At 62.4% G+C, this 18,471-nt stretch carries 10 protein-coding genes and 1 tRNA gene; 8 read left to right on the top strand and 3 right to left on the bottom strand.

The window, feature by feature from the left end; all coding sequences use genetic code 11:
• Positions 1-19 precede the first annotated feature (19 nt).
• A complete protein-coding gene (gene ilvA, locus GC119_RS09110) occupies positions 20-1,354 on the bottom strand; it encodes a threonine ammonia-lyase IlvA (RefSeq protein WP_226829383.1) in 1,335 nt (444 codons plus the stop codon).
• 67 nt (positions 1,355-1,421) lie between these two features.
• Between ilvA and GC119_RS09105 the strand changes: the two genes are divergently transcribed.
• The 8 genes from GC119_RS09105 (at position 1,422) to GC119_RS09070 (ending at position 14,223) form a co-directional block, all read left to right on the top strand.
• Complete coding sequence (locus GC119_RS09105; RefSeq protein ID WP_151952958.1) at positions 1,422-3,680, top strand: maltokinase N-terminal cap-like domain-containing protein; 2,259 nt, start codon at positions 1,422-1,424, stop codon at positions 3,678-3,680.
• A gap of 177 nt (positions 3,681-3,857) precedes the next feature.
• Positions 3,858-5,255 (top strand): hypothetical protein, encoded by a 1,398-nt coding sequence (locus GC119_RS09100; protein WP_151952957.1) that lies wholly within the window; start codon positions 3,858-3,860, stop codon positions 5,253-5,255.
• Between the two features lie 56 nt (positions 5,256-5,311).
• Positions 5,312-5,398: transfer RNA gene (locus GC119_RS09095), tRNA-Ser, on the top strand.
• Between the two features lie 417 nt (positions 5,399-5,815).
• Positions 5,816-6,358, top strand: coding sequence for a peptidoglycan-binding protein (locus GC119_RS09090; RefSeq protein ID WP_151952956.1), 543 nt, complete (start codon positions 5,816-5,818; stop codon positions 6,356-6,358).
• 106 nt (positions 6,359-6,464) lie between these two features.
• A complete protein-coding gene (locus GC119_RS09085; RefSeq protein ID WP_193215644.1) occupies positions 6,465-7,442 on the top strand; it encodes an MBL fold metallo-hydrolase in 978 nt (325 codons plus the stop codon).
• 40 nt (positions 7,443-7,482) lie between these two features.
• Positions 7,483-8,628: a C45 family autoproteolytic acyltransferase/hydolase gene (locus GC119_RS09080; protein WP_151952954.1), complete on the top strand. Its 1,146-nt coding sequence runs from the start codon at positions 7,483-7,485 to the stop codon at positions 8,626-8,628.
• A gap of 272 nt (positions 8,629-8,900) precedes the next feature.
• Entirely contained in the window at positions 8,901-11,759 is a 2,859-nt protein-coding gene (locus GC119_RS09075) for an MMPL family transporter (protein ID WP_151952953.1), read from the top strand.
• Entirely contained in the window at positions 11,752-14,223 is a 2,472-nt protein-coding gene (locus GC119_RS09070; protein ID WP_151952952.1) for a YhgE/Pip domain-containing protein, read from the top strand. The genes GC119_RS09075 and GC119_RS09070 overlap by 8 nt, the downstream gene beginning before the upstream one ends.
• A 64-nt stretch (positions 14,224-14,287) precedes the next feature.
• On the opposite strand, the gene GC119_RS09065 is transcribed toward GC119_RS09070, so the two are convergent.
• Together GC119_RS09065 and GC119_RS09060 are read right to left on the bottom strand one after the other, a co-directional pair.
• Positions 14,288-16,240 (bottom strand): FAD/NAD(P)-binding protein, encoded by a 1,953-nt coding sequence (locus GC119_RS09065; protein ID WP_151952951.1) that lies wholly within the window; start codon positions 16,238-16,240, stop codon positions 14,288-14,290.
• Positions 16,233-18,272 carry an LCP family protein gene (locus GC119_RS09060; RefSeq protein WP_151952950.1) on the bottom strand — a complete coding sequence of 680 codons (2,040 nt, stop codon included), beginning with the start codon at positions 18,270-18,272 and terminating at the stop codon, positions 16,233-16,235. Before GC119_RS09060 ends, GC119_RS09065 begins: the two co-directional genes overlap by 8 nt.
• Between the last annotated feature and the right edge of the window lie 199 nt (positions 18,273-18,471).

Genomic DNA, 18,471 nt, shown 5'->3' with positions numbered 1-18,471 from the left:
CAGCTGCACCCAGCCGAACTCAGACGAACATGTGGAACAGCGGCGAGTCTTCCCCGACCTTCTCGATTTCGAGAGGCGATTCGTCCATTCTCTGCAGCAAGCCGGGCAGGTCAGCCGCATTGCCCAGCGTGATGCCTACGAACGCGGGTCCGGTTTCACGGCCTGAGCGCTTCATGTACTCAAACAGGGCGACATCGTCATCAGGGCCAAGAACTTCGTCGAGGAATCGGCGAAGAGCCCCGGGCTCCTGCGGGAAGTTCACAATGAAGTAGTGCTTGAGCCCCTCCCACACGAGTGAGCGCTCAAGGATCTCCGAGTAGCGGGAGATGTCGTTGTTGCCGCCGGTGAGAACACACACGACAGACGAACCGGCGGGAACTTCGAGCGGGGCAAACGACCCTTCCGGTCCGACGGAGGCCGAAGCGATTGCGCCGGCGGGTTCGGCGATGATGCCGTCCACCTGGTACAGATCGAGCATTTCCTTGGCGATCCGGCCCTCTGGAACCGGGTGCAGCTCAAGGTTCATGTCGGCGATCATCCGGTAGGTGACATCGCCGGCCCGGCGCACCGCGGCACCATCGGCAAAGGAATCGATTTCAGGAAGCTCCACCGGTTTGCCCGCCGAGCGCGCGGCGATCATAGAGGCCGCCCCGGCAGGTTCCATGCCGATGACCTTGGTGTCGGGCATGGCTTCGCGAGCGTATTCGGCTATGCCGGCGAGAACTCCGCCGCCGCCGATCGGCACGACAATGTAGTCGGGGTCGTAGCCCAGCTGATCGCGGATCTCGACGCCGATCGTGCCCTGTCCGGCGATTGTGCGCGGATGGTCGAACGCCGACACGATGAGAGCGCCGGTGCGTTCGGCATAGCGTTTGGCCAGCGCCGATGAATCGTCGTAGGTGGAGCCTTCGATCACGACGGTCACGCGCTCACCGCCGAAATGGCGGATTCGCTGGATCTTCTGCTGCGGGGTGGTGCGGGGAACAATGATCCGCCCGTTGATCCCCAGATCGTTGCACGCCTGGGCAAAACCCTGCGCGTGATTGCCGGCAGAAGCGGCAACAACACCGCGGGCGCGCTCTTCCGGGGTCAGCTGCAGCATGAAGTTGAAAGCACCGCGCACCTTGTAGGAGCGGACAGCCTGCAGGTCTTCGCGCTTGAGGTAGACGGAAGCTCCCGTCGCGGCCGACAGCCGCTCGGAAATGTGCAGAGGCGTCGAAACCACTTTCGGCTGAATTCGCGAGGCGGCCTCACGGATTTCAGCAGCTGTCGGGGGGACCTGGGGTTTCTTGCCGTCTATCAACACGTTTTCATTCTCAACCTCAGCTGATGGAACAGCAACTTCCCGCGTCATATCACAGAAAATCGAGTACTGGCCGATACAGTGGGAAGGTCAGTCCGGTTTGGTGAGGAGAACAACAGTGGCGATCAGCAGTGAGCTTGAGCACCTGCTTTCGGAGTGGCTGCCCCGACAGTCGTGGTTTCCGAGGCAGCAGGGGGTTCTCGGCCGCGTGCTCGCAACCTCCCCGGACGTGACCCCCATGTCTTCAGTTGAGGTGTTCCACATGGAACTGCCCGGCGGCGGTGAAGTGCACGGCTATGAGTCGGTCATCGCCGTCGGCAGCGCCACCGCGGGGGGAGAACAGCAGGTGCACCGCCTCAACATCCCCCTGACGTACAGAACTGACGAAGAGCCCAGCCTGCGCGCGCACCTGATCGGCCGTATTGACGATCTGACTCTCGGCCGGGTCTGCGTGTACGATGCGGCGGCTGACCCCGCCTATGTGCTCACCATGGTTGGTGCGAGTGCCGCCGGACGCAGCTTTCCCGGCAACCAGATCAACGCGCACCGCGTGAATTCGCGAGCGGTCAATGTCAATGATCTGAATTCGCCGGAAGCCGTGGCTGAGGCTCTCGGTTCTTCCCGGATCACGGTTTCGGACCGCGGCAATGTCACGAATGCGGTCATCGACTACGGGGCGGAGCGTTCGGTTCTTACGGTCTTCCGCCTGCTCGATGCGGCTACCGCTGCCGCGCTGCACATGCCGGTGGCGTTGACAAAGGCCGGTTCGGCAGCTGTTCCGCACGTTGCCGGATGGGTTTCCGGCCGGTGGTTCGACGGCTACGGCCTGTCCGAATGCGAACTGCCGACCCTCATGCTGACCAGCGGCGAAGCCGAAGCTGACACTGCGTGGGCGCAGGCGGTCCGGTCGGCACTGGAAGTCGACTCCGGTTCGACCGCCAGCTTTGTCGACACCGCCGGGGCAATCGGCCGGCGGATCGGTGAACTGCACGGGGACCTCGCCAGCATTTTCGGCATCGTCGAATCCGAGGATGACGCAGGTGCGTGGACCAAGAAGTGGCAGAAGCGCGTTGACTGGGCGCTGGAGCGTTCACCGCTGACTCTCGAACCGCTGCGCGGTGACCTCAGACGGCACCGCAAATGGCTTGCTGAGCTTGAGTCGGTGGGCGGCCTGCAGCGCATTCACGGTGATCTCACGCTCGGCAACGTTGTTATGGCACCCACCGGGGGTCCGCGGGTGCGCAACTTTGCCGAAGGCGCTGACGGCCAGGGCACAGAGCCGAAGCCTCCGGCGCTGGACCTGGTTGCGCTGCTGCGCTCCCTGGACTACGCGGCTGGATACGCTCGACTTAAGCGCACGGGCACTCTCGAATCTGACGATGCGCCGATCACCTCTGGTCTGTCTGCTGACGAGCTGCGCGAACTCACGGACTCACCGGAGTCCGAATGGTCGAAGCGGGCACAGAACTCGCTTCTGACCGGATATTCACGCGCTGTGGAAGGGTCTGTCACACTGGATGACCCAATCCTGCGCGCGGTGCTCATCGACCGCCTGCTGGTTGAGGTTGTCACGGAGCTTCGCAACCGTCCGGCCTGGCTGACCGTGCCGCTGGCAGCACTGACGCTGGCGCTGCGCGGTCGTCCGTCGAAGGCCACCCCGCGCGGTACAGCTGCCCACCGCAGCGGCCCAATTGAACCGACCAAGGTGACGAAGACTTCGCGCGGTGAAGATGACGCTTCCGCAGCGCGTGGCGCGGCTGCGGCTGATGACGATCACGAAGGCGCTTTTGGGCTCGGCGGCACGGCAATTCCGGTGATGGACACAGAGACTGCTGTCGACGATGCTGCCGACAGTGCGGAGGCCGAAGGCGCGGGCACCGGAAGGACGGGTGCTGCGGGCGAAGATGTGCAGGTCTCGGCCTGGTCGGTGCCAGGTGACAAGATCAGCGCGGAGGACTTCGCGCAGCGGTCTGAACTGCAGATTCCACAGCAAGACGAATCGGCGGGCGAGGCCGCCCCGAGTGCTGAACTCAACCAGAAGCCGGTCATCAGGCCCGTCGAGACAGTTGTCGAAGCCGACGGAGCAGCCGCTGCAGAAAGCGTCGAAGAAGCTGACAAGAGAATGCAGCCTGAGCCCAGCTGGCCGGATCTGGCTGACAGGGGAACCGAAAAACAAGCCGAAGACAGCACAGGGCAGCCACAGGGCGCCTCGTGGGATTCTGCTGAAGTCTCACCCCGGTGGGCGCCTGCGCAGCCGGGTGTGGGTGGGCTTGTCATCGGCGACTACACCCTTAGCGAAGAAGACGACTACGATGCCGAAACGGCAGAAGAAGAGCAGCCGCCGGCGCAGCCGAAGTCAGCCCGCCGAGGTGACTGACAGCTGAGACCCAGACACATGCGCGTCTAAGCGAGCTGGAAATGAAGCTTGCGCCCTCTGTGACGTACGAGGCCGGGCTCTGGGCGGGCACGGTCTGGCACGCTTCGATAGACTCGGATTCTGGCGGGATGTGCTCCCGTTCGAATTCAGCTCTCGCAGCCAAGGAAGCAGACACCGGTGCCGGAAACTCACGACACAAGCGACAGTTCTCATACGGGCAGCGCTGACTCGACTCAGCGGGAGGCACGTAAGCCGATCCTTGCGATCAGCGCTGTCGCTGTTGCGCTTCTTATTGCCGCTGTTGGCATTCGCGCTTGTGAGGACGACCCGGCGTCGCCTCAAGAACAGCAGACAGAGGTTGACTTCCTCAACTACGAACAGGCAGAGCGGATTGTCAGCGCTCTTCAGGATGAGGGCGCGGACGTCTTCCAGCTGGTCATCACCAGAAAACACGCGACAGCCCAGATCTTCGAACAGGACGGCAAACTGGGCACCCTTGTGTTCAGCCCAACCGGTGAACCCCAGAAGAAGGGCGGAGGGACGGCTCCTGCTGATGCCGCGCGCGTTCCCGCTGCTGACATCAGCGCAGACGCGTTCAAAGCCGCGGAGGACAAGACGCTTGACGTGATTGACGAAGCTGAGCGAATCCGCTCGCTGTCGATCGAACAGGACTACGGAAACTTCAATGGTCGCGATGCTGGACCGTCTGCCACGCTGCGAGCGGCGACTTCGGGTGAAGGCTTCGGCACCGGGTCGGGAACCGTTGTGTGGGATCTTGCTGCTGAGCGGATCCTCAGTGTTCCCAGCGCCGATGGGGCAGTGCCGAACGTAGCCCAGACGGACGAAGCCGAACAGCTGCTGGACACCATGCCCGCAGTCGAAGCTATGGCAGAGCACTCAGGCAAGCAGCTGGTCACAGCTCTTGAATACTACGAGGTGAAACAGGTCTTCAGCGTTGAGTTCGCTGGCAATGAAACCCGTGCTGTTGTGCTGACCAAAGACGACAAGACAATCCAGTTGGACTTTGCCACGGGCGCTCCCACCGCAAGCAACTACACACACTCGGGACTCGCACCGCTGGATGACTGGAAGAAGCTGGCCGACACAGCACCCAGCGGCAGGCTTATGGAAGCTGTCGAAGGCCTCAAATTCCCATCCGAGTCAGCTGGAGCGCCGAAGGGTGCGGGCGCGGCTCTGTTCAACGCAGACAAGCGGACACCAGCACCGGAAAGCGCCCCGAGTGATGCCCCTGAAGGACAGGCGGGGGATGCCACCGCGAAGCCGACGGACGGTGCAACTGCCGAAGATGAAGAAGGCCAGGCGGCTGGCGAGCCGGACGGCACCTCGGAATCGGCTGGGCCCAGCGAAGAACCAGCACAGAAGAAGACCCCAGATCCGGTCGACATGACCAAACTGCCCATTCTTATGGTTCGCCACCACGGCGACTACGGTGATGTTGTGTTCGTCGATTCGCAGGCAGGCGACGCGGACCGGCCCACTAAGTGGGCGCTCGCCGATGGCAAACCGCTTGCCGAAGACGTGCAGAGCGCATACTGGACGCGAGCCAGCCAGTAGCACCTCGTGAGTGATTCACCTTTGTGTGGCACAATGGTCAGGCGCTGTGCGCATCTGGTGAGTTGACAGAGCGGCCGAATGTGACGGTCTTGAAAACCGTTGAGTCCTCACGGGCTCCGTGGGTTCAAATCCCACACTCACCGCCGGACACCCCGGTAGTTCAATGAACTGCCGGGGTTTCGTGTTTGCGCGGCGGGGGTGGTGCGCGCGGCGCGGTGTGGCGCCGCTGATCTTGTGCAGGAAACACCCGCTGGCCGGGATCTGCGCCCTAGCAACATGGACTGCTATCGGGAGCTTCTGTTGCTAAAGGGTGGGGGGCGCTGCAAGGCGCCGAGGTGCCGACCCGGTTCTTCTTGTTTCGGAAGGTTGGGAAACGGCCAAGGAACACTGAGACTCCTTTGACTCGCAGTTTGTTGAAGGGCGGCTGCAGCCGTGGAATCGTGAAAACAGCCCCGGAGATTCGCTTCTTCGACTTCCCCGGCACCGCCCTGCAGGGCCCTGCAGACGACGCGAGCAGGGGCTGACAAAAACAGAAGCAATCGAAAACAGGAGCGAAGTCCGTGAAGACGCTTACCCGTATTTCTACGACCACCGCAATCGCCGCCGGAATTGCCGCCGTCGGAGTCCTGGCTTCAGGCCCCGCCATGGCCACCGAAGGCACCAAACCGGCAGTGTCTCCCAAAGCACAGGCGGCAGCACAGCAGCAGCTGAACCCGCAGCAGATCGAGAATGTTAAGACGATCATCCAGGTCGGCAAGGACAACAACATTCCGCGCCAAGGCATCAAGATCGCACTCATGACCGCACAGCAGGAATCAACTCTGCTCAACCTCAACTACGGGGACCGTGATTCACTGGGCCTGTTCCAGCAGCGCCCCTCCGCCGGATGGGGCAATCCCGCACAGGTCCAAGACCCTGTCTTCGCTGCGAAATCGTTCTACGGTGTGAATCCCGCAGTGTCCCCCAATGGCCTCCTCCAGATTCCGGGCTGGGAAACCATGGCACCCGGTGATGCAGCCCAAGCTGTTCAGGCTTCCGCATTCCCCAACGCCTACGCGAAATGGGGCGGAATGGCAGAAGACCTCCTCAACCAATACTTCTGATAGCCAGCGGCTGACACAGCCCGGCGACGTTCGGACCGGCGGTGAGCAGGTGCCTCGGCGCGAAGCCCACCGTCGGCCCGAGCTGCCCCTTGACACAATGAGCACTATGAGTGCCGCTGCTGAATTGGTCGAGGGGACGTGGGCGATTCCGGTGCCCACACCCTTTGGCGGGCACACCGTTGCCTACCTGCTTGCAGAAGACACTGGGTTCAGCCTCATAGACACCGGGTGGGGCAGCCGCGAAGGGCTCACCGCTCTTATGGCGGGAATCGAGCAGGCCGGCTTCACTCCCGATGAGCTGAACGGTGCAGCGGTGACCCATCACCACTACGGTCATGCTGGCCTGCTGCAGGCGCTGAACCAGCCGGACATTTGGTGTGGCATCCACGGCCACGAACTCAAAACGCTTAAAGACATTCGCGACGGCAAAGCGCCCACGGCTGGTTTTGAAGTTCCTGTGCCCCGTGTGCCCGCCGGCACGGTGCTCCTAGCCGATGGCGCTCACCTGCCGCTGTCCGGCCGCACCGTGCAGGCCGTGTGGACGCCCGGCCACACGTTCGGCCACACGGTGTTGGTGGAAGATCACCCCGAGGGCGCGCTCCTGTATTCCGGCGATCACGTGCTGCCGGAAGAAGAATCACTCGAAGGCCGCCTGGGCTTGGATGTCGGCTATCTTCCCCGCTCGGTCAGTGCCTACACGGATTCCCTGAGAAAACTGGAGCAGCTGCCGCCTGACACGCTGGTGCTCCCAGGCGAAGGCCGTCCCTTCTACGGTCTGCACGACCGAGTCCAGCAGATTGTGCAGGCCCGAACCGCACGCACCGCCGCGGTCGCAGACGCTGCCAGACACACCGCAGACGCCGCTGCCCAGCCAGCGGCCAGCCGCCAAGCCGACAGCCTCCGCACCCGTGAAGCCCGCACACCAGAACATCGAGCCCTTGAACTCATCGCAGAAAAGACTGCGGACCTTTCTGATCTGCCACCGGGGTCCTTTGCGCGCTTCGCGGCGCTCATGGACACCGCTTCCCACATGTGGGCAGCGGGAATTCCAGTGAACGCCCATCCGCTTTGGCACAGCCGATAGGCTTCGCATACAGCAGATTCTCCAGCAGCGAGGAGTTCACATGCCGGTTCCACACGAAGTCCGCTCCGAATCGATTGTGGTCAGCGGCCCCACCCCGCAGATGCGCGGGATGGCGAGGGCCACGCAGACCGCGCAGAGGATCCGTTCGGCACACAGAAGCTACACGCATCTGTTCCAAACCCTTGGCATAGAGGACAGCGCGGTCAAAGCAGCGGCAAAAGACTCCCTCGCCGCTCTGCGCGACTGGGACCCCGACCAGCATCAAGAAGTCACCGGCGCTGCAATGGGGGCGGGGCTTACGCCCGCTGATCTCATGGTCATCATTGCCCGCACGGAAATCATAACGCTCGCGGACCGCTCTGCGCTCCCGTCCCAGCAGGATGGGCCGCGGAAGGAAAGCTCCACCTCGGCACCTTCGGAATGTTCGACCATCACCTTTGCCGCGGACCGTGCCGCCGGTGCCGGTGCGGGCGCTCCGTGCGTTGGCGCGCAGACGTGGGACTGGTATCCGGAGTTTGCAGACCTGTGGCACCTGCACTCTGTGGCTGCTCTGCCGGGCGGCTACGGCTACGCGGGTCTCGCCGAGTACGGCATGACCGGCAAAATAGGGGTCAATTCGGCTGGTCTGGGGTGTTTTCTCAACATTCTGTTCTCTTCTGACGATGCGCCTGGTGGAGTTCCTGTGCACTCTGTTCTCGCGCGGATCCTAGGGGCTGCCGGAAGTGTTGACGAGGCGGTGCGGATGATTGAAGACGCGCCCCTGTCGTCCAGTTCGGTCATCACGCTGATCGACTCTGAACAATCGGCGATGGTCGAAATCAGCGCTGGTAGGACCCGTGTGCTTGATCAGCGCGGCTACGCGGTGCACACCAACCACTTTTTGGATGGTGAGTTCGCGCAGACCGGCCTGCTCAGCCCGCCGAACGCCAACACCTTTGACCGGTTGGAGTTTCTGCAGGACACAGTGAGCTGCGCCGGTGTGCCGCAGTGCGCGGAGGATCTTGTGCCTCTTCTGTGTTCGGACTTGGCTTCTGGCTGCGTGGCCAAACTGCCAAAACCCGGCGGCACTCTTGAAACGACCACATTGGCCAGTGTTCGCATTGATCCCGCCCAGCGGAAGATTGCCGTCAGCCCGGGAGTTCCGCAGTACGTGAAAATGCGCACAGTCGTCTTGCATGCACCCTGACGCCGCAACAGGCTGTAGGCAGTTGCTTCCGGTGAAATTCTTTTGGCGCGCTCGGCGTTCTCATTGCATACGATCAGCGTGTTTTCGGGCATTGCTCCGGCTGCGCGAGCCGTACGGATGCTTGCAGCGTCAGCGGGTGTGAGCTGGGTTCACAGGTCCGCGCGTCATACTTGACTTAAGGTTTTCTGGGCGACGGTGAAGCGCTCAGTTGCTAACATCGCTGAGTGCGTTTACTACTGGCCAGTAACTTCACGATTGTTCGGAGCTCCTGAATGTCGTCTTTTCTCTATGAACTCGGTGCGGCGGCCTACCGTCGACGGAAGACAACCGTTGCCGTATGGCTTGCCATACTCGCCCTGCTCGGCGGGTGCGTTGCGCTGTTCTCAGACGACTTCTCCGATGAATTCGAGCTTCCCGGTGCCCAGTCCCAGGAAGCTCTTGACAACTTAGAGCTCACATTTCCGCAGGTCAGCGGTGGTCGCGGCCAGTTGACGATCGTCGCCCCCGACGGTGCTGACCTCAGAAGCGAGGAATACAAGAAGCCGATCGAGGCAGCTGCTGAGAAAATCGAGGACTACGACCACGTAGACGGCGCTACGAGCCCGTATGACGACATCATCGAAGGTTCGATCAGTGATGAGGGCAACGCCGCTCTGCTCAACGTCCAGTACGACGACGCAGAGGCCAATCTGCCCGACTCAGTCAAAACGGATCTTGAAAAAGCAGCTGACAATCTGCAGTCCCAACTGCCCGAAGGCACCGAGGTCGTTGCCGGCGGTGAGATCTTCAAGGTCACCGGCATCGAAATCTCCTGGGTGGAGGGCATCGGCGTTGTTGTGGCCTTCTTCGTGCTGTTTGTGACCTTCGGATCGTTCATCGCAGCCGGAATTCCGCTGGTCACCGCAATTGTCGGCGTAGCCATCGGCCTGCTGCTCGTGGTGCTGACAACGGCGTTCGCCACCGTGAACTCCACCGCCCCCATGCTTGCGCTCATGCTGGGCCTGGCAGTCGGAATCGACTACGCGCTCTTCATCATTTCGCGCGCTCGCCAGCTCAGCCGCGACGAAGGCCACAGCGCCCACGAATCCGCGGCACGGGCAACCGCCACCGCCGGTTCTGCCGTTGTGTTCGCCGGTATGACGGTCATCATCGCCCTTGTCGGACTGTCAATCGCGGGCATTCCCTTCCTGTCGGTCATGGGCTTCGGTGCGGCCGCAACCGTCGCAGTAGCCGTCCTTGTGGCCCTGACACTGGTTCCGGCAATCATGGGCTTCTTCGGCGAAAAGATGATGCCGAAGAAGAATAAGAAAGCCACATCCGAAGACGCCCAGGCCGACAGCCCCCGTCGGCAGGCCAAGCCGAAGAAGGAGCGCCCGGCAACGCGGATCTTCCGGACGTGGGAGCACATTGTCACGAAGGTGCCAGCGCTGACGGTCATCATTGTGGTTGTGGGCCTCGGCCTGTTTGCCATTCCGGCGTCCAAACTGCAGCTGGCGCTGCCGAACAACGGCGGTGAGCCCGAAGGCACACCACCGCGAATCGCCTACGACCTCACCGAAAAGCACTTCGGGCCCGGTGCGAACGGTCCGCTGATCGTCACCGCGGACATCATCACCAGCGATGATCCGCTGCAGGACGTCGACGACATCAAAAAGGACCTTGAAAAGGTTGACGGCGTCAAGCAGATCGCCATGGCGACCCCCAATGAAAACGCCGACACCGCGATGGTTCAGGTCATCCCAGAGTACGGCCCGGACGATCCGCGCACAGAAGAAGTCGTCGAAAAGATCCGCGACATGCACGACTACTTCAAGGACAAGTACGGCTTTGAGACCGCGGTGACAGGTTCGACTGCGGTGGCCATCGACGTATCTAGCCAGTTGGGCAAGGCCCTGGTTCCCTTCGGCATCTTCGTCGTGGGTCTGTCGATTGTCCTGCTGATGATGGTGTTCCGGTCCGTGGCGGTGCCGATCAAGGCAGCTCTGGGCTTCCTCCTGTCGGTCATCACCGCCTTCGGTGTGGTGTCACTGGTCTTTGTGGAAGGGCACGGAGCCGAAGCGATCGGCATTGAACAGGTGGGTCCGGTCATTTCGTTCCTGCCGATCATCCTCATGGGCATCCTGTTCGGCCTGGCCATGGACTACGAGGTGTTCCTCGTGTCCGGTATGCGCGAAGCCTATGCGCACGGGGCGCCTGCTCGCGAAGCAATCGAGAGGGGCTTCCTGGCTTCCGCCGGTGTTGTCACGGCCGCGGCACTCATCATGTTCGCCGTGTTCGCAGCGTTTGTGCCCGCTGGCGAGCCGATCATCAAGTCAATCGCGCTGGGCTTGGCGGTGGGCATCACCGTTGACGCTTTCCTCATCCGCATGACTCTTGGCCCTGCGGTCATGGCGATGCTGGGCGAAAAGTCGTGGTGGCTGCCGAAGAAGCTCGACAAGATCCTGCCGCACTTCGATGTCGAAGGCGAAGGGCTTGCCCATCTGGTTGAGCAGCGCGACTGGCCGCAGAAGGACTCGCCGTACCTGCTCTACGGTGAGGACATCGGCATCAACGGACCCCGGGACAAGGGGCGCTCGGTTCGCGGTGACGTCGGCGATGCGGAAGGCAAGCTGGTCTCCGGGGTCAACATTGCGCTCAAACCGGGCGAGGTGTTCGCTGTCACCGGGCCTGGATCATCGGCTCTTGTCACTGCGCTGTCGGGCCGCATGCCGATCTCTGAGGGCGAACTCAAGATCCTCGACTGGGTTATGCCAGAACAGGGTGGGCACGTCCGGCGAGCGCTGCCGCTGATCGTCATGAGTCCGCGCGACGATTCGACGGCACCGTCGCATCGTTCGCTCTACCGCATGATCCAAGATCCGCCCAAGCTGGTCGTCATCGACCACGCTGACCAGCCGCAGGACTCACAGAGCGCGGCTCTGCTCAAGCGGCTGATCGACTCATCACTCCAGCGCGGCTCGGCGGTGATCCTCGGTCTTGTCACCGCGGATTCCGACTGGATGCTGCCGAAGAACTCCGAATACACACTCCTAGACCTTCACCGCAGCTCCGACCATTCGCCTTTTGCGGAAGCGGATGCTGATGCGCACCAAGAGTCTGTCCACCTGACGGGGGAAACACACCATGTTTAAGTTTGAACGAGCCGCTGCCGGTCAGCGGGTGACATGGTGGACCATCATCGGTCTGCTGCTCATCCCGCTGCTGGTAGCCGGCGGCTATGTGGTGACTGCCCACGGGGCAGAAGAGAAAGTCCACACCATTCCGGGAGCCATCGTCAACAACGACGACGGCACCGAAATCGACGGCAAAACCGTGCCGTTGGGCCGCCAGCTGGCCGCCGCTCTCATCGCGCCGGATGACGAAGACCAGGACAACCTCGACTGGCAGCTGTCAGATGACGAGGACGCCGCAGAGGGTCTGCGCAACGGCAAGTACGCCACGGTTGTGGCTATCCCGAAGAACTTCTCCGAGCGCGTCATGTCGATTTCCGAAGACGACGGCAAGAACGCCGAACACGCCACGATCGACATTCAGCAGTCCAAAGTGAAGCCGGTGCCGGACGTCATCATCGCCAAGGCGATCACGCAGGCGGCAACCCAGAGCTTCAACAAGGACTTCGCCAAGAAGTACCTCGACAACATCTACCTGGGCTTCAACGAAATCTCCGGGCAGATGCAGGAAGCCGCTGACGGTGCAGGGAAGCTGGACGATGGCGCCGGTGAGTTGCTGGACGGCACCGAACAGCTGGACAGCGGTGTGCAGGAACTCGACAAGGGTGCTCAGAAGCTGTCCGATAAGGGCAAAGATCTGCGCAGCGGAGCCGACGAACTGGCTGACGGAGCCGACGAGCTCGCGTCTGGTCTGAACACCATGAAGGACCAAACGAAGTCACTTCCCGGTCAGACGAAGAAGCTGTACAAGGGCGCTGACAGCCTGCACGACGGCATTGTCGAATACACCGGTGAGATCGACAAGGTTGTCAAAGCGCTGGACGGGTTCGACGCCGACAAGCTCAAAAAAGCCGTCGACGCTGCCGACAAGCTCGACAGCTCCATGGACACCATCGCCACTGGTGTGGAAGACATGCAGAAGGACGTCGACAAGCAGCTTGCCGCGGCCAAGAAGCTCATGAACGCCGACGGAACGTCGAAGGCCACAAGCCTCGATGACCTTCAGGCCGCTGGGCTGATGACAGCAAAGGAAGTCTCGCAAGCGCGTGCGGCACTGTGCCCGTCACCCGATTCCAAGATCAGCAAGCAGGGCGCCAAGCAGTTCCAGAAGGACCTGAAGAAGGCCATGGGCGAAGCGGGAGTTTCCCCAGAAGTCCAGAAGACCCTCCTCGACCCCGAGCTTCAGAAGGCACTCGGCAGTGCGGTTTCCAAGACAAGCTGCGCTACAGCCGAACGGGCCTTCGCAGCGGGAATCAGCTCCGCCTCGGTGGGGGTGCTGCAGAAGATCAGCGACGGTCTGCACACCAAGGGCGACTCCGGTCTCACCCTGCCGCAGGGTCTGCGCAAGCTTGCCGATGGAACAAGTGACCTCAACTCGGGCATCGAGGACAACCTCGGAGACATTGAAAAGGGCGTCAACGGACTCAAGGAAGGCAAGAAGGAAGTCCTCGGCGCCGGTAAGAAGCTGCGGGACGGATCCGGGCAGCTTGCCGACGGAACCGAGAAGCTCCACAAGGGCACGGGCAAGCTGACCGATGGCATCAGTGACGCCGCTGACGGTTCAGACAAGCTTGCCGACGGCGCTTCGAAGTACCGCGACGGCGTCGGCCAATACACCGACGGGGTCGACCAGCTGGCCGACGGCACCGAGGAACTGTCAGACAACACCCCCAAACTCGTTGACGGCACGAAGGAGCTCAAGGACGGCACCGGCGAGTTCTACGACCAACTCGAAGAGGGCAAGGACGAAATACCCACCTACGACAAATCGCATCGTTCGCAGCTGTCGGACGTGGTGGCCGCGTCCGTGCCGGGTGAAACGGCGAAGCTGAGCGCCTTGTCGCAGAACAGCGTCATCGGCGTGCTGTTCACCCTGCTGCTGTGGATCGGCTCGCTGCTGACCTACACGGTCCTGCGTGCTGTGCCCGCTTCGGCTGTTACATCCGGTCGGCCCTCGTGGCAGGTGGGTCTGAAATCGCTGGCGCCGGGCTTGGCGATTGCGGTCATCCACGCCTTCGTCATGACCGTCCTATTCCAGTTCATCTGGGGATTGGGCTTTGGAACGTTTGCGGGCATGTTCCTTTTGGCCCTGCTGGCGGGTGTGACGTTCACCGTCATCAACTTTGCACTCACGGCGCTGATGGGCGGCTTCGGCCGGATTCTGTCGGCGGCGATCATAGTGGCCGTTTTGTCGGTCAACATGATCAGCACCGCACCGACCGGGCTGGTGTCGCTGGTGAACATGCTGCCGCCGGCTCCCGCCGTTTCCGGCTTCACCGCGTTGGCGTCGGGCACACCGGGTGCCGGTGCGGCCGTCGGCCAGCTGGTGGTGTGGCTCATTGTCGGCGCCGCCGCGGCTTTGGCGGCAATCGCCAGCAAGCGAACCGTCACGGTGCCGCGCAGGCCCGCCTACCGGTACGTGTGATCAGCTGAAGAAGACGAGGCGGAAACTCAAGTGAGTTTCCGCCTCGTCTTCTGCTGTGTGCAGGTCAGGTGAGGTCGTCGATGATCGCCTGAGCGATCGTGTTGGCATCGATGAGGCTCTGTGCTCGCGCGTTGGGGTTGGCGGCAATCGCCAAGCCGAGCTGCACAGCTGAAAGCTGGATGGAGAACGCAAAGCGGCGCGGGTGGACTGTGCCGTCAGCAGTGACGGTGCGGTAGGAAGGACCGTCAACATCGAGCCCCGTCAGGGGCATATCGACACCCGCCGGGCTCGTGACGACGGCGGGCCGGACCTGGCCGCGGTCGAGCATCGAGTTCATGAGTTCGTCATCGGCAAACCGGATGTTGTTCGCCGGTGTCGAAGCGTCCACCAGGGCTGTTGCGCGAATCGGCCTGTCTACGGCGGGACTGGTGGCCACGAAGTGGCCACGGCCGGGACCGCCCACGGTTTTGATCTGCACGCCCGGGCCGACGAAATCGACAAGCCCTGCCTCTGTCAGCGCAATGAGCTCAGCAAAGCGCTGCGGGGGAGGGCCGTCGCAGATGCCGGACACAAAGCCCTCAAACCAGCCGCGGACTTCGGAAGTGAAGCTCAACGGGTCCAGTAGGCCGTCAACCACGACGGTCTTAAGCAGATTGCGGGCAGCCCACAGAGCGGCAAAAACGGCTTTGCCGGGTGAGCCCGAAGGTCCCGCCTGTGCTGCGGCGAGGTCGCGGCGCAGAAACTTCAGCATCCATTCGCGCAGATCAGAGTCCGGTTCGGCGAAATCGACCCCTTCCATGGGGCGCAGCAGTCGATGCAGATCGAGCGCAAAGCCGGGGTCGGCAAGAACTCGCTGTTCAACGGCCACCCAATTGGGGGAAGCCTGGGTCAACAGCCCCGCGGGGGAGGTTCCGGCGGCCCTGCCGCCCTTTTCAGTGCGACCGGCGCGAACCCCAATGTGTTCGGTGACAAAGTGGGTCAGCGCATCGTGCATGTGAACGGGGTCAGCGCGGAAAGCCTCGGGGCGCACGCGGTACAGGGTGCGATACCAAGCGGATCGGATGTCAGCCAGGATCAGCGGCCACAGGTGGTCATTGAAGCTCAGCTTCTGCCCCTCTGCCGCCTGGGCCTGTGCCAGATTCCGGATGTTCTCCGGAATGAAGTAGCGCAGCTGCCATTCGGAAAGCGGGTGCGCTTGTGTGATCGGCTTGCACCGGTAGGGGACACCACGGCGGGAGGACGGCACCAAGACCGGTTCGAGCCCGCTGGAATGGTATTTCAAGGTGCCGTCAGGATTCTGTGTAAAACGGCCGCCCCGGCCCGTGGTCAGCAGATCCTGCAGGTCGAAGTAGTTCAGCCCAAACCCGCGGAAGATCACAGGCTCTCCCGGTTTGAGGCGGTTGACGGGAGTTTCCGCCGGCAGACACGGCGGCAGATACTCAACGCCGGGTTCGCGGCTGAGCTCAGCGTAGGAGCGACGTTCATCCGTCAAGCGCGCTTCAATGTGCCCCACGCACAGCACGGTGAAGTCGACCGCCAGGCGGCTGCCATCGGACAGGCGCAGAACCTGCTGACCGTCCGTGCCATCAGGTTCGGCAATGTCCGTCACCCGCGCCTGGTGTTCGATGACGTGCGCTGCCTGGGAGCCCTCAGCCCGGGATGCAATCCGCTGATAGGAGTCGCGCAGATAGCGGCCGTACTCAACACGGCTGGGAAAATAGGATCCCGGGCTGCGCGGGTCAGACGACCACTCGGCCATCGACGGGCCCTGATTTGGGTTCGGCACACCGCACGAATCATCTGCGAACACCGTCTGCTCGGCAGCCGTTGTGTTCATCAGCAGAGACGGGCTCTGATCCGTCCGCCACACCCTCCCGGCACCCGGCGGGAACGGGTCGATCACATGGATGTGCAGCCGGGGCGGCGCCTCGTCAGGCTGAGCGCAGGACAGTGCAACCAGACGTTCGAGAACAGTAAGGCCCCGAGGGCCCATGCCGATGATCGCAATGTCAGCCATCGGCACCGTTTTCGCTGTTGGCACCTCCGCGCAGCTGGTCGTTGTGCGGGTAGCCCGGCCAGGGGTCGCCCGGCGTGTAGCCGTGCGGGTAGCACTTGCCGTCGGCGGTTTCCGCGCCGCGGCCGCGTTCCGCGTCTTCTCCGCCCGACCCCGACTGGTCTGATGCCGAACCGGAGTCAGCCTGGGTGTCGTTGTCTGAATTGTCTGCGCCCTGCGACTTGGCAGAGTCGTCTGCGCTGTCCGTGTTGCCGCCCGATGAGCTCTTAGGACCGGAGGCGCTGTCGGAGTCGTTCTTGTCGTCGCCCGACTGCGTCTGTTCTTTCACCCACGCGTGCAGGGCGTCGTAATCAGGGCTGAGAGTAGCCACGACGTCGTTGGTGATCTGTGCGGACTTCACTTCGGTGTTGCGCATGATCATGGCGAGGTCAGCAAAGGCACTGAGGTCTGACAGCGGGATGTCAGTGCGGATGTTGTCAGATGCGTTGGCTGCCAGCTTGGGGTACTTCAACGTCATTTCCTGCGGGCTCATCTGTTCGAGAGCGGCCTTGAGGAAACGCTGCTGACGGCACATGCGGTCGTAGTTGTCAGCACCGTCACGGCTGCGGGTGTACCAAAGTGCCTTTTTGCCTTCGAGGTGCTGCGGGCCCGGGTCGATCCACCCGAAGATCTGGTTTTTTGCGCCGGTGGTCTGGTTGGTGCCGCCGCCCATCGGGATGGGGCGTTCGACGTCGAGCTCAACTCCGCCCATCGTGGTGATGAGATCGGAGAAGCCCTTCATGTTCACGGCGGTCCAATAGTCCGTTTTGAGCCCCAGGGAAGCTTCAACCGCCTGGATGGTGGCGAACATTCCCGGTTCGAGACCGTGGGTATCGCCAACCGCTTCCGGCGAGCTTTCGGCCCAGTCCCACACCGCGTTGATGAGGTCCTCCGAAGGGTTGCCGGTGGGCCGGAACCCGTTGGGGAACGTTTCAGCCAGTTTCGAGTCCTCTGGGAACAGCGGGAAGGCCAGGTTGCGCGGAACCGAGATGAGAGTTGTCTGTCCGCTGCGGGTGTTGATGCTGGCAACAAGCATGGTGTCGGGACGAACGCCCTCGCGGTTGTCGGCGCTGTCTTGGCCGATGAGGAAGACGTTGATCCGCTCTTGGTCTGCCCACAGATCCTCGCGTTTGAGAACCCTGGCGCCGTTTTCGCCGAAGACCTTCGACAGTGCTGTGGCCGTGACATTGGCGTAGGCCGCACCAACGCCCAAGGGGATGCCGACGATCACAATGAGGCTGGACACAAGGATCCAGCTGAGCACCTTCTGTGCCCGCGGCATGCGGAAGCCGCGCTTGGACACGGCAAAGGAACGCAGAATCACAAGGACCCAGATGATGAGTCCGACAATGAGCACAATCGATGTGAATCGCAGGATCTTCGGGCTGGACACTATGCGGCTGGCAAACGCCGTCGGACCGTAGATGAGAGCAGAGACAACGAGTGCCCCAATGCCCAGGAGAAAGCCAGACAGCAGAACCCATCCGGCGATGGACCTGCGGTCGCGGCGAATGATGGCAAGGCCGGGCAGCATGGTTCCCAGGGTCGTCCACGTGACAACAGAGGGAAATCCGTCGCCGCCGCGCTGACCGTGGCGCGGCTGGGCGTCGTCGTCTTCGGCGTAGCCGTGGTGTGTGGAGTATGCCGACTCTAAGTCCGAATCGTATTCTTCTTCGTCTTCGTCGGTGAAGTACCAGTTCTCTTCGAGTTCTCTCTGTTCGCGAAGTTCACGCCGTGACGGAAGGGGCCCGTCAAAGCGGTGCGTGGGGTGGTCTTCAGGCTTTGCGGCCGACCGGACACTGTGCGGATGGGTGGGGTGATCGCTGTCTGAGCCAGTGGGTTTGTCGCCGCGGAAATTGGGGCGCGATGAAGCGCGGAGGACATGGTGAGAGGAAAGATCAGCCCAGAAGCCATTCTCGGCACTGCCCCCACCGTCCGGCGTGTATTCGCCGTTAGCGGAGCCAGAGCCGCCTGTGGTGTCGTGGGAATCAGTCACCGTGTCGTCTCCTCGTAGTGTGCAGCCGTGCCGCCGTCAGAAGCGGCTTGGTGAGTATATGGCCCTCGGCTGAACAGCAAGTGTATCGAGCCTGTGAGCAGCATAGAGAACATTGACCATGCAGTTGACGAGTGCTGCGACGCACGGCGGGTGGTGCACTGGACTGGCGGCGGAAGGGTGCGCTTTTGCTCCCGGGGCG

This window comes from Brevibacterium sp. Marseille-P9724, assembly GCF_902500275.1.
GTDB lineage: Bacteria > Actinomycetota > Actinomycetes > Actinomycetales > Brevibacteriaceae > Brevibacterium.
The sequence above is the reverse complement of the archived record's forward strand: the minus strand, read 5'-3'. Positions and strand labels throughout refer to the sequence as shown.

What these genes read in the sequence shown, in the direction of transcription:
- GC119_RS09075 (WP_151952953.1), top strand. Translation starts at nt 8,901, where the DNA reads ATGTCGTCTTTTCTCTATGAACTCGGTGCGGCGGCCTACCGTCGACGG.
- GC119_RS09080 (WP_151952954.1), top strand. Translation starts at nt 7,483, where the DNA reads ATGCCGGTTCCACACGAAGTCCGCTCCGAATCGATTGTGGTCAGCGGC.
- GC119_RS09070 (WP_151952952.1), top strand. Translation starts at nt 11,752, where the DNA reads ATGTTTAAGTTTGAACGAGCCGCTGCCGGTCAGCGGGTGACATGGTGG.
- GC119_RS09085 (WP_193215644.1), top strand. Translation starts at nt 6,465, where the DNA reads ATGAGTGCCGCTGCTGAATTGGTCGAGGGGACGTGGGCGATTCCGGTG.
- GC119_RS09065 (WP_151952951.1), bottom strand. Translation starts at nt 16,240, where the DNA reads ATGGCTGACATTGCGATCATCGGCATGGGCCCTCGGGGCCTTACTGTT.
- ilvA (WP_226829383.1), bottom strand. Translation starts at nt 1,354, where the DNA reads ATGACGCGGGAAGTTGCTGTTCCATCAGCTGAGGTTGAGAATGAAAAC.